Raw genomic sequence first — 13,497 nt, forward strand, 5'->3', positions numbered from 1 at the left:
GGAGATTGAGGTCAATCAGAAATGAAATCAAGCTCTTTGCTTTTCGAGACAATCATTGACTAAGTCAAAATCCTCCTCTTTATCCGCCAGAACCATCAATAAGTCATCGGATAGAATAGTCGTAGAACCGCCTGGTCGAATGTATTCTTCATTTCTTTTGATCATGACGATAAAGGCCGATTTTGGAAAGTTCAGATCGAGAATTCTTTTATTCACGGCATAGAAGTGCGGCAAAATTTTCAATTCTCTCAGATCGGATTTAGGAATTTCGGAGATGAGTCTTTCGATGTCAGATACTGGCTTGAGCTTTTCGGGAAGTGAAACGTGCAGCCATTTAGCGGCAATGGAGAGAGTTGTTCCTTGTAAAATAACCGACGTTACCGAGATAAAGAATACGACATTGAAGATCATGTGGGCCTTTTCTACTCCCGCCAATAGGGGATAAGTGGCAAATACAATCGGTACTGCACCCCGTAATCCCACCCAAGAAATGTAGAGCTTGTTTCGAATCTTCATTTTGAAAAACACCAAACTCAAAAACACACTGAGAGGCCTTGCTACCAAAATCAGGAATACAGAAATGGCCACCCCCAAACCTAAGTAAGGAATGATATCCGATGGGAATACCAAGAGTCCTAGGGTAAGGAAGAGCACGATTTGCATCAGCCAAGCCAAACCATCGAACATCTGAAGAATGGACTTTTTGTGGATCAGTTCTTGATTTCCCAGATAAACCGCACATATATAAATCGCCAAGAACCCGTTTCCACCTACAAAATCCGTCGCCGAAAAAGTGATAAACATCAAAGCGATAACCAATACCGAGTAAAGTCCTTCAAAGTCGAGTTTGATGCTGTTGATGATGATCTTGCTTAATCGTCCGAAACCAAACCCAGCAAGCGTACCAATCACCATTTGCTGTAAAAAGAGAGGAATGATGGAGACTAAGTCTTTTTCGGGATTGGTGACCAAAGTCAAAAATGAAATGGTCAACACATAGGCCATGGGGTCGTTGGATCCACTTTCAAGTTCCAGAGTAGGTCTCAGATTGTTTTTTAGTCCTAAACTCTTGGATCTTAAAATTGAAAAAACTGCAGCAGCATCTGTTGAGGAGACGATCGAACCAAGCAGCAAACTCTCGTAAAGAGTAAAATCGGTGATGAAATACACAAAAAGACCCAAACTTATTGCTGTGAGAAAGACTCCTAAAGTAGAAAGTACAAGCCCCTGACGCAGGATTGGTTTGACGGCTTTCCATGAGGTATCCAAACCACCGGAGAACAAAATGAAATTAAGAGACACAATGCCTATAAATTGGGCAACCTTAGGGTTATCAAAATTTATCTTCCCGATTCCATCAGATCCGGCAAGCATCCCAATCGTTAAAAAGAGCAATAATGTAGGAACCCCAAACTTGTAGGAAGTCTTTCCGATAATCACACTGATTAATAAAAGCAGTGACCCTACAAGTAGAATATTTTCTGTGGTCAAGACCATAACTGAACTCTTAATAGATTTTTGAAAAAGCTAAAGAAAGTAAAATTTTAGGGCAGTTTAAAAAATTAAATTCTCATACGGTTTGAAAATTTCACTCGTTGAAAGACTCCGAATTAGATTTTTTATATCCTCAAGATTTTTCCCCTCCTTTCTCAGAGATTGAACAGATAAAGAACCTGCAGATTTTGAAAGTTTGGCCTGATTAGGTCCTTTTATTACTTCATGATGTAGAAAAGTAGTGGCACCGAACATGGGTTGGTTCAGAAGCCTAGCGAGATCCAATTGAGCCAAAGTAGATGGATACAGGTCTTTACCTCTGATGATCAAATCCACTCCAAAATGAAGATCATCTACCACAGAGGTCAAATGATAGGCGGGCAGCTTATCTTTCTTTCTGACAATATAAAATGCCGTTTCCTCAGGGATTAGGTAGGTTTTTTTCATCTCTGGGTACTCAGTGAATGTCAAAAAATCCGAATCAAGCGTATTCACCCTCCAAGCTGTCTCTGGTCGGTCAAGTGGAATTTTTCGATCCAGGCATAGGCCTAAGTAATATCCCCTTGAATCCATCTGCTGGATTTTATTTCGGGAGCAGTCACAGGAAAAAACCTTTCCGGAATGTTTTAATGCTTCCAAAGCTTCTTCATACAGCTTCATCCGGTGCACTTGTGACCATTCAGATTCCAATTCGGAAAGAGATTTTGGACCGAGATCAATTTGAATTTCCAAAAAGTCCAAAGTGTCAAAAATATCCTGAACATACTCGGGCCGATACCTTTCCCGATCCAAGTCATCTATTCTCAAGAGAATCTTGGCACCATGCCTTTGAGCCAAAGTCTTGGTCAGCAAAAAAGAAAAGGCATTTCCTAGATGCAGGAATCCACTGGGAGTGGGAGCGATACGGGTGAGTGAATACTTCATGACTCAAAGGTAAAGGATTCCATTTTTTTGGTTCGGAGAAATATTCCTGTTCTTAATGTTCTTTAACAGCATTCGATTTTTAGCATTAGGTTCTGTTTTTACCTTTGAAAGTACATGAAGCCGGTTTCCCTCCTGATTATATTTTTACTATTTGCCTGTCAAAGCGTGGCTCAAAGCAGCTATTCAGGCAATGTAATCGATGCTTGGGACAAGAAATACTTGGAAGGAGTGGAAGTTTCACTTTCCGGAAAGGGAAAAACAGTGACAAATTCCCGCGGGTATTTTTCCATCCAAGCCATGATTGGGGATACACTTACCTTGACTTTTCCGGGATTTATCGAAAGAAAACAGATCTTGGGAAAGGAGCGGTATTTTCTACTGGAACTTCAGGACAGGGCAAGATTACTTCCTACGTTTCAGGTGAAGTCGGAGCCCTATCGATTCCGTTTTAGGGATGGTAAATTGACGTTGATCGAAAATGAAACCGAAGAGGAAAAGCCTTTTGCACAACAGGTCTCAAGCGGCACGGATCAGTTTTCTCCCAATCCTAATTTTTCAATTTATGGACCGATCAGCTACTTCACCAAACGAAATAGACAATTAAGACAGTATGACGAAAAGCTGAATAGGATAAAGCGAAGATCAGGATATCTGGAAGCCATTGATTCGGATTCGGTAAGGACCGAATGGATGAATAGGTATCAATTGGACCGATCCCAATGGGACCGGTTGATTATTCGGTTCAATGAGTTTCATCAAAGCCATGAATTTTTGGATTGGCCAAAAGAAAAAGTGTTAAATGCTATGAATGATTTTTTTCGGATAGAAAGCTATCTAAATGACTGAAAATAGCAGTGTTATCAGATTATAGGAACTTCCGACTTTTCAAAGAGGCACAGAATCTCCAACTTTTGCCTAACTAATTCGATAAATTGTTGTTATTTAGCTGAAGTAATTGATAGTTATTCTGTTTAAATGATGCGCTACAGCCAAGCCTTACTTTTTTTGGCACTCGTTTTTTGGAGTTGTCAAAGAGAAGCTGATCAAAGTGAATTTGATCGCATTAGTCAAAATCTTCCTGAAATAGGAAAATTCATGTTTGAAAAAGCAAATCCCGATTCGGTAGCCAACTGGCTGGGGAGACCTGCGATGGACGGCAGGGAGCTTTTGGAACCTATCAACCTGATCATTGTGGATGAGGCCTCTTCTTCCGAAGCGCAATCGCGCCAAAGGTTAATCCAGGCTTTCACTGAGGCGGGTTTTGGTCCTAGACTAGGTCATTCTTCCGGTTATTTCGGAAGAATGAACGGTGATTTTTATCCCCAGACCCCCACGCAGAATGAAACTGCATTTGCCGATTTTATGTGGGTTTTCACAAACAATCACGCCAGAATGTTTGGTCCATTCAACAACAATGGGAATTGGGTTTGGATAGGATCTTCAAGCAGAGAAAAAGGCACTATCCATGATTATGTGTCTTTTAAGGAATCGAGAGACCGAATGAGTGGTTTTTTAGTTGAAAGGGCTGGCTTAGAGTATTTGGGAGATTTTCCATTGGAGAATGTGGTAAATTCTTCTTCTCAGCAAACAGGGGATCATGATGGTTTTGCCAAACTTTTAAAAATCAAGTAAGATGTTTAGTAGATCAATTTTGTCTTTTTTAGTTCTGTTTATTGCATCAGTTGGAATTTGCAATGGACAATCTTCCAATTCCAGTCTTACTATCAACATTTCTGGAGCCATCTCTCAGACTGCATCCTTTTCGAATGTAGACTATGGGCGGATAGTTAATCCAAATTATAACGCTTTTCTCCCCACTGAATCCACCTTAAGCTTGTTTTCGGTTCCTCCTTCTCCCAATTCCGGAGAATTGGAAGTTGCCATTATTCTAGCCAATGCAGTTCCTGTTCCACCTGGAATTCAGCCTGGCACCTATCAAATGGTTCCAGTTCAAAATGAATACCCGGTACTGATGCAATTTCCAAAACTTGGGTTTATCACGGTGGTCAAAACCAAAAATGGAATACCTGAGGAAGAGTATTTTACTGAATCTGGGAGCGTTAACCTTATCACAGCGAACAGTGGTGTAGTCGAAGGCACCTTTCAGGCAGTACTCCGGACCTCAAATGGTCAAAAGGAAATCTCTGTAAATGGAAGTTTCAGAAAGTCTCTTTGATCAATTCTTTCTTTTAAATGACCAAGTGACATAAAACTTTGCTACAGTTTCACCTGAGGTGTTTTTGCCAGTGGAAATCAAAGTGAGCTGGGAGGAATCGCCCGGATTCAATTGTTCAATCAAGGAAAAAAGCTCTTCTCCCTGATCACAGGAAAAGGTGATCTTGGTATTGGCCTTTTTGAAATATTCTGCCCGAAAATCTACCACCAGCATGCTGAACGGACCCCGACCTGCCAGTGCCAGTTGGCAAAGTGCTCCTGTACTGAGTTCGGCTGCACCTGCCAAAGCGGCAAAATAGATCGATTTGAAGGGGTTCTGGGACCTCCAAAAGTAGGGGATCGTCACCTCACAGGTACTTTGATTGAGCGTTTTGATCCTAAGTCTCCAAAAAATGGCCGAAGGCAGCTTTACCAACATGGCCAACCAAAAAATCAAAGGATGGGTCATTTTTTTTTGATAGTCCTGAGCAGCAGGTGTAAGCGAATTCATGGAAATTAGGGTTAGGTACCTTTAATAGGAATCAAATTAATAAAAATTGTGGCTGTGCCGAACCTTGGTATTCTTTTTGAATTTTACTAAAAGAAAAACGAATCTAATTATGAAAAAGATTGCTTTGATTTTTGCGCTAGGACTGTTTGTATACTCCTGTGCCAAAGTGCCTTTGACTGGCAGAAGCCAATTGGCGCTTGTTCCAAGTTCCGAACTTCAGCCCCTTGTCAATGAGGAATACCAAAAAGCATTGAAATCCAATAAGGTTCTTACCGGCACCAAAGACGGTCAGATGGTCGCAAGAGTGGGAAATAAAATGGCCGCTTCTGTAGAAAAATATCTTCAGGACAATGGATATGGAGAATTGGTAAAAGAAATGTCTTGGGAATTCAATCTTTTGGAGAGTGACCAAGTCAATGCTTGGTGTATGCCCGGTGGCAAAGTTGCTTTTTACACAGGGATTCTTCCCATTACCAAAGACGAGACCGGAATAGCCGTGGTCATGGGACACGAAATTGCTCACGCGATTGCCTCACATGCAAGAGAAAGAATGTCCAATGGGCTTCTGTTAAACTTCGGAGTATCGGCTCTTTCCTCCGCCATGGGAAAAAACCCAACGCTTACCCAGCAGATTTTCCTTCAATCCGTGGGTGGAGTGTCTCAGTTGGGTATGCTGAAGTTTTCAAGAAAGCATGAATTGGAAGCCGATGAGATGGGATTGATTTTTATGGCGATGGCTGGATATGACCCAAGACAGGCTCCGGTTTTTTGGGAAAGAATGGCTGCGGCAGGAGGAGAGGCTCCTCCGGAATTTATCTCTACTCACCCGGGTCCAGATCGCCGAATCGAGCGACTCAACGCCAACATGCCTAAAGCCATGGAGTATTACAATGCAGTAAAATAAAACTTTGGGTTAAAATAGTTCAGGGTTCGGAGTTCAAGGTTGGTGAAACCCAGAACATCGAACCCTGAACCTATTTATTACCCATCGCTTTTCTCACCGGTTGGTGAGAGCTCGCAATTTCACCTGAGTCAGTTTTCTCTTGGTGTCCAGAGGGAAATCGCCTTTCATCATCCATTCGTAGTATCCAGGTTCTTCTTTCAAAGCCTGTTCGATGGTTTTTCCTTTGTGCTTGCCAAAATTGAAGATTTCCTGACCTTGGGAATTGAAAACAAATCGCCCTGCGAGATCTACCATTTTTTCATTGACCAGCTCATGGATTTTTTTCATGTCATTCTCGAAAACACCCAGTTTATTTCCCTGTAGGTCTTCGACTTCTTCACCCAGGTAACGCTCGATCTGTGCCCGAAATACATCCACCGTAGCTAGTGTATCGGCTTCGGCACTGTGGGCATTTTCCAGTTTTTTACCGCAATAGAACTTGTAGGCCGCAGTTAGATTTCTTTTTTCCATGAGATGGAAAATCTTCTGTGCATCCAAAAGATTTCTTCTGTCCAGGTCAAAGTCAATTCCTGACCTCAAAAATTCCTCAACCAAAAGTGGAATATCATACTTCAGCACGTTGAATCCAGCCAAATCAGACTGCCCAATGAAGTTGAACACCTCTCTGGCGATGTCTTTGAAGGCAGGCTCGTTTTTGATGTCTTTGTCATAGATCCCATGAATGAGCGAGGCTTCTAGAGGAATAGGAATACCTGGATTGACTCTCCGGGTGTAAATCTGCTGTCCTCCATCCGGAGTCAACTTCACGATGGAAATTTCCACAATTCGGTCAGTAGAGACATTGGTACCTGTCGCCTCCAGATCAAAAAATGCAATGGGGTTTTTAAGATTAAGCTTCATGAGATTGAAATTTAGCTTTTAAGGGTTCGAGGTCGAGGTTATCATAATTTCCCGAACTCATCAAAAGCAGGTTGGAATTGGAATAGTCCTGAGACAAGAGAAATTCTTTTAAAGCTGCACTTTCTGTAAACAGGATCAAATCTTTTCTCTTAAAACCTTCCCGTAAGGTAGCCTCGTCCATCAGCTCGAGTTTTTTCAAAGCTACTGCGTGGGGATTAAGGTAAATCACCGCCACATCCGCTTGATCCATGCTATGGGCATAGTTGGGAAGGAAGGACTTATTGAGAGAAGAGTAGGTGTGAAGTTCCTGTACAGCAATCAACCTTCGCTCTGGAAACTGGTTTTTTACCGCATGGACAGTGGCTTTGAGTTTGGAAGGTGCATGGGCAAAGTCCCGAAATAAAATTCCTGTTTTACCCTTAGCCAAAATTTCCTGGCGTTTTGCGGCTCCTTTGAAAGTTTGGATGGATTGGTAAAACTGTTCTTTGTGAATTCCTAAGGCTTCACAGGTGTAAAGAGCTCCCTGAAGATTTTGAAGGTTGTGATCCCCGAAAATCCCGATTTCAACCTTTCCTTGAGAAGTGATGAGATAGGTTTTGCCATCTTGGATTTTTGCAGGATGGGCCTGATAAGGGATTTTTTGACCTAAAGTAGTGGATTTTTCTGCGGCTGATTTCACCAGGGAATCGACCTCGCAGTAGATGAGTTTTCCGTTTTCCGGAGTCATGTCCATTAACTTAGAAAACTGTACTTTGTAGTCCTCAAAATCAGGAAACACATTGAAATGATCCCATGCAATCCCACTTACCAAGGCTATATCGTGATGGTAATGGAAGAATTTGGGAGTTCGGTCTATCGGGGAGGTAAGGTATTCATCGCCTTCGATCACAATCACCGGAGCATCCGAAAGCCTGACCATCAATTCAAAACCATCTATTTGAGCGCCTACGAGGTAATCAAAATCTACTCCCTGATCCTTCAGTACATGGAGAATCATGGAGGTGATGGAAGTTTTTCCATGGGAACCCGCGATGACTACCCGTTTTTTATCTTGGCTCTGGTTGTAGATGAATTCCGGAAAAGAGAAAACCGGAATTCCCAATTCCTGTGCTCGAATCAGTTCAGGATTGTCAATTCGGGCATGCATTCCCAAAATAATCCCATCCAGGTTGGAATGGATTTTTTCCGGATACCAACCCAATTTTTCAGGTAAAATGCCTGCTTTTTCCAGTCGGGTTCTAGAGGGTTCATAGATTTCATCATCGCTTCCTGTGACATGATAGCCTTTTTGGACTAAAGCCAGGGCAAGATTGTGCATGACTGCTCCTCCGATGGCGATGAAATGATAATTGTTCATAAATCGAAAAATCAGGTGATGGCTTCGAGTCTCAAACTTAAAAATAAAATGAGAGAGCACCTGAAAAGCTTAAATTTCATTTTCCCAATTTTTTTAAGGCTATGGTTTTTGGCTATTTTCGGCCTGTGAATTTTTGAACCTATGTTATCGGATAAGTTTGCCTATTTGACCATGGCATTGCTTTACCTTCTCGCTTGGGGGGTAGTTTACCTAAGAAGTCCTTGGAAGAGCGGAATGGTGAAGGTTGGGATTGTTGGTGGGGTGATGGGAATCATTGCAGAGGTATGGTATTTTCATGATTATTGGAGACCGCCAATGATTTTGGCTGAAGGGTGGCCGGGGATCGAGGATTTTATTATCGGCTTTGCCATGTTTGGAGTGGGAGGGTATATCCATTCGGCATTTACAAAGAAAGAGATCGATTACGACAGACAGACTCCTGCGAAAAACAAGGATTTGTTTATTCTTTGGGTGCTTGGATGTACAAGCCTTACTGTCTTCAGCCTGATTCTGAAAATCCACTCCGGCTATGTCACTTTTTTAACCTTTATGGGATTGGCGGTGTATATCTGGATCCAACGCCCCGATTTGATCCGAATATCTCTGGTTTCGGGATTTGCTACACTTGCCATAGTTATTTTGATTTATTACATCACTTTTGGCATTCTATATCCCCATTTTTGGGATACGTATGGCATGCTTAATGATGAACCCATTTTGGGATACAAGATCCTGAGTATTCCCGTTTCAGAGATGCTTTGGCACTTTAGCTGGGCGATTTTGTGCTCCATGTTCAGAGGATATCGAAACGGTGTTTATTACAAGGAGCCTGATCTTGCGAAGGCCTGATTTTTGCTGAGTTGAACATGTTGATAAGTTTTGGAAAACTTGTTCAAAACTCTTGCCTTCCAGCCAATACATTTGCTTTATGAGTGAAAACACCAACCCACCCCGAATCACCCGGAAAAAGCCTACTTACGATAATCCCACCAACTTCCTAGGAAAAGTGCCTCCCCAGGCCGTAGACCTTGAAGAGGCAGTTCTTGGTGCCTTGATGCTGGAAAAGGATGCGTTGACCAATGTCATTGATATTCTTAAAGTAGAGAGTTTTTACAAGGAATCTCATAAAGTCATCTTTCAGGCTATTCTCGATCTCTTTACTGAAAGTCAACCCATCGACCTCTTGACGGTCACTACTCAGCTGCGTAAAAATGGTACCCTTGAAATTGCCGGTGGGGCATTTTATGTCACTGAACTCACTTCCAAGGTAGCGTCAGCCGCCAATATTGAATATCACGCCCGAATTATCACCGAGCAGTCCATCAAAAGGGAATTGATCAGGATTTCTTCAGAAATCCAAAAAGATGCTTTTGAGGACACCACGGATGTGTTTGAACTTTTGGATAAGATGGAGCAATCCATGTTTGAAATTTCCGAGAAAAACATTCGGAAAAACTATTCGGATATGCGCTCCATAATGCGGGATGCCATCGCAGAACTTGAGGAGCGAAAAAACCAAAAAGACGGACTGACCGGTGTTCCATCTGGCTTTACAGCATTGGACAGGGTGACTTCGGGTTGGCAAAAATCCGACTTGGTGATCATTGCTGCCCGACCTGCAATGGGTAAAACAGCCTTTGTGCTTTCAGTTCTTCGAAATGCGGCTGTGGACCACAGTCGTCCTGTAGCGATATTCTCATTAGAAATGTCAGCTGTACAGTTGGTCAACCGTCTCATTTCTTCCGAAGCTGAATTGGACTCAGAGAAAATCAAAAAAGGAACACTAGCAGACCATGAATGGGCACAATTGGTGCACAAAACCGCTAAACTTTCCAAAGCCCCTCTTTTTGTAGACGATACTCCGGCGCTTTCTATTTTGGAATTGAGGGCAAAATGCCGAAAACTCAAAGCCCAGCACGACATTCAAATGGTTGTGATTGACTATCTCCAGCTCATGTCGGGGGATTCGAAAAGTGGAGGACAAGGTGGAAACCGTGAACAGGAAATTGCAAGTATTTCACGTGCTCTTAAGAAAATTGCAAAGGAATTAAGTATTCCAGTGATTGCCCTTTCTCAACTTTCCCGTGCGGTGGAGACTCGTGGAGGAGATAAGCGTCCACAGCTTTCTGACCTTCGTGAATCTGGAGCCATCGAGCAAGATGCAGATATGGTCATGTTCCTTTACCGTCCGGAATACTACGGAATCACCGAAGACGAAGCCGGTGCTTCTACAGCTGGAGTTGGAGAGGTGATCATTGCAAAGCACCGAAACGGTTCTCTTGAAAATGTGAAACTGAGATTCATAGGCCGATACACCAAGTTCACTGACTTAGATTCAGGTATCAATTATCCGCCAAATCAGGCAGGTGAGATAGGGTATTCCCATAAATTTACCTCCAGTGCTTCAGGGATAGCCTCTTTTGATACCGGTCAAACGATAAAATTATCAAGTAAGGCCAACGAAGATGATATTGACCGGGCATTTCGTGGTGGAAATGAACCAGCACCGTTTTAAAATAGAATGAAAGGGATTGTTTTAAACAGACAACTGGAAGAAAAAATCCAGTGGATTGACCTGCCTGTTCCAGGGGTAAATGCGAATGAAGTATTGGTGAGAGTCAAGGCTGCCGCACTCAATCATCGTGATGAATGGAGCCGAAAAGGGTTGTACCCCAACTTAAAGGATGGCGTGGTTTTGGGCTCGGATGGAGCGGGGATTGTGGATTCTGTGGGGGCTGAGTTACACTCTCAATGGATTGGAAAAGAAGTCATCATTAATCCTTCTATCCATTGGGGTCCGAGTCAATTGGCCCAAGGAAAAAACTTTGAAATACTGGGAATGCCTAGAAATGGTACTCTGGCGGAATATGTGACAGTTCCTGCTGATCGGTTACACCTAAAACCGGGGCATCTTTCCTGGGAAGAAGCAGCGGCATTACCTTTGGCAGGCTTGACAGCATTCAGAGCTTTGGTGTATCAGGGCCAAGTAAAGTCTGGAGAAAAAGTACTCATAACAGGTATCGGCGGTGGGGTAGCCCAATTTGCCGCCCAGTTTGCATTGGCTTTGGGTGCTGAAGTTTATGTGAGTAGTAGCAGTGAAGAAAAATTCAAAAAGGCTATCTCACTGGGGGTTTTAGGGACTTTTAACTATATATTGGAAACTTGGACTGAAGAAGCCTTGAGACAAACAGGAGGGTTTGATTTGATTATAGACGGTGCTGCCGGAGATACCTTGAATCAGCTGATTGCTGTTGCAAAGCCAGGTGGAAGAATTGTTTTTTACGGGGCCACCATGGGTAATCCGGGTAAACTGGAAGCCAGGAAGATTTTTTGGAATCAACTGAAAATCATGGGGTCCACCATGGGTTCAGACCAAGATTTTGAAGGTATGCTAAATTTGGTGGAAAGGCATCGGATCAAACCGGTCGTAGATAGCGTTTTCCCTTTAAAAAATGCTACAGATGCCTTTGATCGGATGAAGGCTGGGGCTCAATTTGGGAAAATAGTCCTTATTCCCTAACAGCTTCGTAGGTTTGTTCAAACTCTTTTTGGGTGATTCGATAGATCTCCGTTTTGTCAGTAGGAATCACCAAAAAGTCCCCTGGTTTGACTACCACGGTGTGGTGCCTTGGGGCTTCAAATTCGATAACTCCATTGGATTGGAATGGGGCCAAATCCTGTAAAGTCATCTTTTTGGCCAAAATTTCACCTTTTGGGCGAAAGCAACCCCATCCTCCACCCAAAGCATGTCTGAGCTCATATTTCTTGTCAAAAATTTGAGATTTGACCAGATATCTTTCTTCAGATGAAGTTTGATTTTCAACCAACCAGTCCCCTTCCTCAGCTGTGCTCTTGGCCTCAGTTCCGTCACTTGTTTTTGTGATGACAGATTCTCCTATTTCTGCCTTTTTGGCTTTTACCAGGCTTCTCTTTCTGAATTTTTGGCCTTCCCGGACCAACAATTCATAAAAAAGAGAAAGCATTTTTTGCTGGGTTATCATGTCTGGATTGGGATAAGCTTAAATCAAACTTAAAATAAAACATAAAAGGAAAAGAAACCAGCGATAGGGGAACTTTGAATCTTTCTTGGGTAATCAGAAAATCAGTCCATATCCGTTTCAAACAAGAAATTCTGATAGGCGTTTTTCAACTCTTTTTTGGCTTTTTCTTCATTTTGAACGGATGCAATTTCAATTCCCTTTTCAAAAATCTGCCTTGCTTTTTCCCACTGATTGTGTTCAAAGAAAAAATGGGCAGATGGGAAGTATACCGGCAAATAATTCGGGAAATTTTCCAGTACGTAATCAAACATTCTGGAAGCTTCTTCCGGATCCTTCTCTTTGATTTCTAATCCTAAAGCGTAGTAGTTGAAAGGATTGTCAGGTTCCTCCAAAATGTAGTTTTTCAACAATTGAATCCTGTCCAAATAGCTCATGAATTGTTTTTTTAATTAGGCTTTGCCTGTTATTTTCACGCGAAATAAATCTAAAATAATCTAACTCTAAACCAATGAAGATTCTTGTTTGTATCACACACGTGCCCGATACGACTTCCAAGATTCAATTTACTGCCAACAATACCAAGTTTGATACCTCTGGGGTTCAGTTTATTATTGGACCTTACGATGATTATGCTTTGGCCAGAGCAGTAGAACTTCGAGATCAGACGGGAGGAACTTTGACGGCACTGAATGTTGGTGAGGCTGAGACTGAGCCGACTTTGAGAAAGGCCTTGGCAATCGGTGCAGATGATGCTATCCGGATAAATGCTTTTCCAAAGGATTCCTATTTCGTAGCAAAACAAATTGCCCATTATGCTAAGGCAGGAGCTTATGATCTGATTTTGATGGGAAGAGAATCCATCGATTTTAATGGAGGGATGGTCCATGGAATGGTAGGAGAATTATTGGGAATGCCTTCTTTCTCTCCGGTGATGAAACTGGATTTAGAAGGTAGCACAGTAAAGATGGCTAGAGAAATCGAAGGCGGTAAAGAGTACTTAGAAGCTCAGCTTCCTCTTATTGCCGGTTGCCAGGAACCCATTGCCGAGTGGAAGATTCCAAATATGAGAGGGATTATGTCAGCGCGTACCAAGCCACTCCAAGTAGTAGAGGCAGTTTCTCAAGACACCCAAGCTGAGGCCACCTCTTTCCAACTTCCTCCAGCTAAAGGTTCTGTGAAACTAGTGGATAAAGATAATGTCTCAGAATTGGTGAAATTACTCAAAAACGAGGCAAAAGTACTTTAATTTATT

Annotated in this window: 15 protein-coding genes; 8 read left to right on the forward strand and 7 right to left on the reverse strand. The window is 42.4% G+C overall.

From position 1 onward, the window contains the following. Positions 1-27: 27 nt before the first annotated feature. Positions 28-1,497, reverse strand: a complete 1,470-nt coding sequence (locus DDT91_RS13220; protein ID WP_187176668.1) for a potassium/proton antiporter — start codon at positions 1,495-1,497, stop codon at positions 28-30. A 57-nt stretch (positions 1,498-1,554) separates the two neighbouring features. After that, positions 1,555-2,418 (reverse strand): glutamate--tRNA ligase family protein, encoded by an 864-nt coding sequence (locus DDT91_RS13225; protein ID WP_187176669.1) that lies wholly within the window; start codon positions 2,416-2,418, stop codon positions 1,555-1,557. 114 nt (positions 2,419-2,532) lie between these two features. Between DDT91_RS13225 and DDT91_RS13230 the strand changes: the two genes are divergently transcribed. The 3 genes from DDT91_RS13230 to DDT91_RS13240 all read left to right on the forward strand — a co-directional run bounded on the left by DDT91_RS13230 (position 2,533) and on the right by DDT91_RS13240 (position 4,594). Then, positions 2,533-3,264 (forward strand): hypothetical protein, encoded by a 732-nt coding sequence (locus DDT91_RS13230; protein WP_187176670.1) that lies wholly within the window; start codon positions 2,533-2,535, stop codon positions 3,262-3,264. A gap of 249 nt (positions 3,265-3,513) precedes the next feature. After that, a complete protein-coding gene (locus DDT91_RS13235) occupies positions 3,514-4,050 on the forward strand; it encodes a hypothetical protein (RefSeq protein ID WP_187176671.1) in 537 nt (178 codons plus the stop codon). Position 4,051: 1 nt separating this feature from the next. Continuing rightward, positions 4,052-4,594, forward strand: a complete 543-nt coding sequence (locus tag DDT91_RS13240) for a hypothetical protein (protein WP_187176672.1) — start codon at positions 4,052-4,054, stop codon at positions 4,592-4,594. Here DDT91_RS13240 and DDT91_RS13245 read toward each other — a convergent pair whose 3' ends face one another. Then, positions 4,595-5,083 carry a DUF4442 domain-containing protein gene (locus DDT91_RS13245; RefSeq protein WP_187176673.1) on the reverse strand — a complete coding sequence of 163 codons (489 nt, stop codon included), beginning with the start codon at positions 5,081-5,083 and terminating at the stop codon, positions 4,595-4,597. Between the two features lie 109 nt (positions 5,084-5,192). On the opposite strand from DDT91_RS13245, the gene DDT91_RS13250 reads away from it, so the two are divergent. Next, entirely contained in the window at positions 5,193-5,987 is a 795-nt protein-coding gene (locus tag DDT91_RS13250; RefSeq protein ID WP_187176674.1) for a M48 family metallopeptidase, read from the forward strand. A 93-nt stretch (positions 5,988-6,080) separates the two neighbouring features. Here the strand turns inward: DDT91_RS13250 and DDT91_RS13255 are convergent, their stop codons facing one another. Both DDT91_RS13255 and murC read right to left on the reverse strand, forming a co-directional pair. Continuing rightward, on the reverse strand, positions 6,081-6,887 hold the full coding sequence (locus DDT91_RS13255; protein WP_187176675.1) for a 3'-5' exonuclease: 807 nt from the start codon (positions 6,885-6,887) through the stop codon (positions 6,081-6,083). Then, entirely contained in the window at positions 6,877-8,244 is a 1,368-nt protein-coding gene (murC, locus tag DDT91_RS13260; protein ID WP_187176676.1) for a UDP-N-acetylmuramate--L-alanine ligase, read from the reverse strand. The genes DDT91_RS13255 and murC overlap by 11 nt, the downstream gene beginning before the upstream one ends. Positions 8,245-8,385: 141 nt before the next feature. Here murC and DDT91_RS13265 point away from each other — a divergent pair, with 141 nt between their 5' ends. The 3 genes from DDT91_RS13265 to DDT91_RS13275 all read left to right on the forward strand — a co-directional run bounded on the left by DDT91_RS13265 (position 8,386) and on the right by DDT91_RS13275 (position 11,764). Next, positions 8,386-9,093, forward strand: coding sequence for a lycopene cyclase domain-containing protein (locus tag DDT91_RS13265; RefSeq protein ID WP_187176677.1), 708 nt, complete (start codon positions 8,386-8,388; stop codon positions 9,091-9,093). Positions 9,094-9,172: 79 nt separating this feature from the next. After that, on the forward strand, positions 9,173-10,759 hold the full coding sequence (gene dnaB, locus DDT91_RS13270; protein ID WP_187176678.1) for a replicative DNA helicase: 1,587 nt from the start codon (positions 9,173-9,175) through the stop codon (positions 10,757-10,759). Positions 10,760-10,765: 6 nt separating this feature from the next. Beyond that, positions 10,766-11,764 (forward strand): zinc-binding dehydrogenase, encoded by a 999-nt coding sequence (locus DDT91_RS13275; RefSeq protein ID WP_187176679.1) that lies wholly within the window; start codon positions 10,766-10,768, stop codon positions 11,762-11,764. On the opposite strand, the gene DDT91_RS13280 is transcribed toward DDT91_RS13275, so the two are convergent. Together DDT91_RS13280 and DDT91_RS13285 are read right to left on the reverse strand one after the other, a co-directional pair. Further along, positions 11,754-12,227, reverse strand: coding sequence for a hypothetical protein (locus tag DDT91_RS13280; protein WP_187176680.1), 474 nt, complete (start codon positions 12,225-12,227; stop codon positions 11,754-11,756). The two genes, DDT91_RS13275 and DDT91_RS13280, sit on opposite strands and share 11 nt — an antisense overlap. 119 nt (positions 12,228-12,346) lie before the next feature. Then, the gene (locus DDT91_RS13285; RefSeq protein WP_187176681.1) at positions 12,347-12,679 is read right to left on the reverse strand and encodes a tetratricopeptide repeat protein; all 333 of its coding nucleotides are present in this window, start codon (positions 12,677-12,679) and stop codon (positions 12,347-12,349) included. Between the two features lie 74 nt (positions 12,680-12,753). Here DDT91_RS13285 and DDT91_RS13290 point away from each other — a divergent pair, with 74 nt between their 5' ends. Next, positions 12,754-13,491 carry an electron transfer flavoprotein subunit beta/FixA family protein gene (locus DDT91_RS13290; protein WP_187176682.1) on the forward strand — a complete coding sequence of 246 codons (738 nt, stop codon included), beginning with the start codon at positions 12,754-12,756 and terminating at the stop codon, positions 13,489-13,491. Positions 13,492-13,497: the final 6 nt, after the last annotated feature.

Origin of the sequence: Algoriphagus sp. AK58, from assembly GCF_014324365.1 — a bacterium.
Taxonomy (GTDB): Bacteria; Bacteroidota; Bacteroidia; order Cytophagales; family Cyclobacteriaceae; genus Algoriphagus.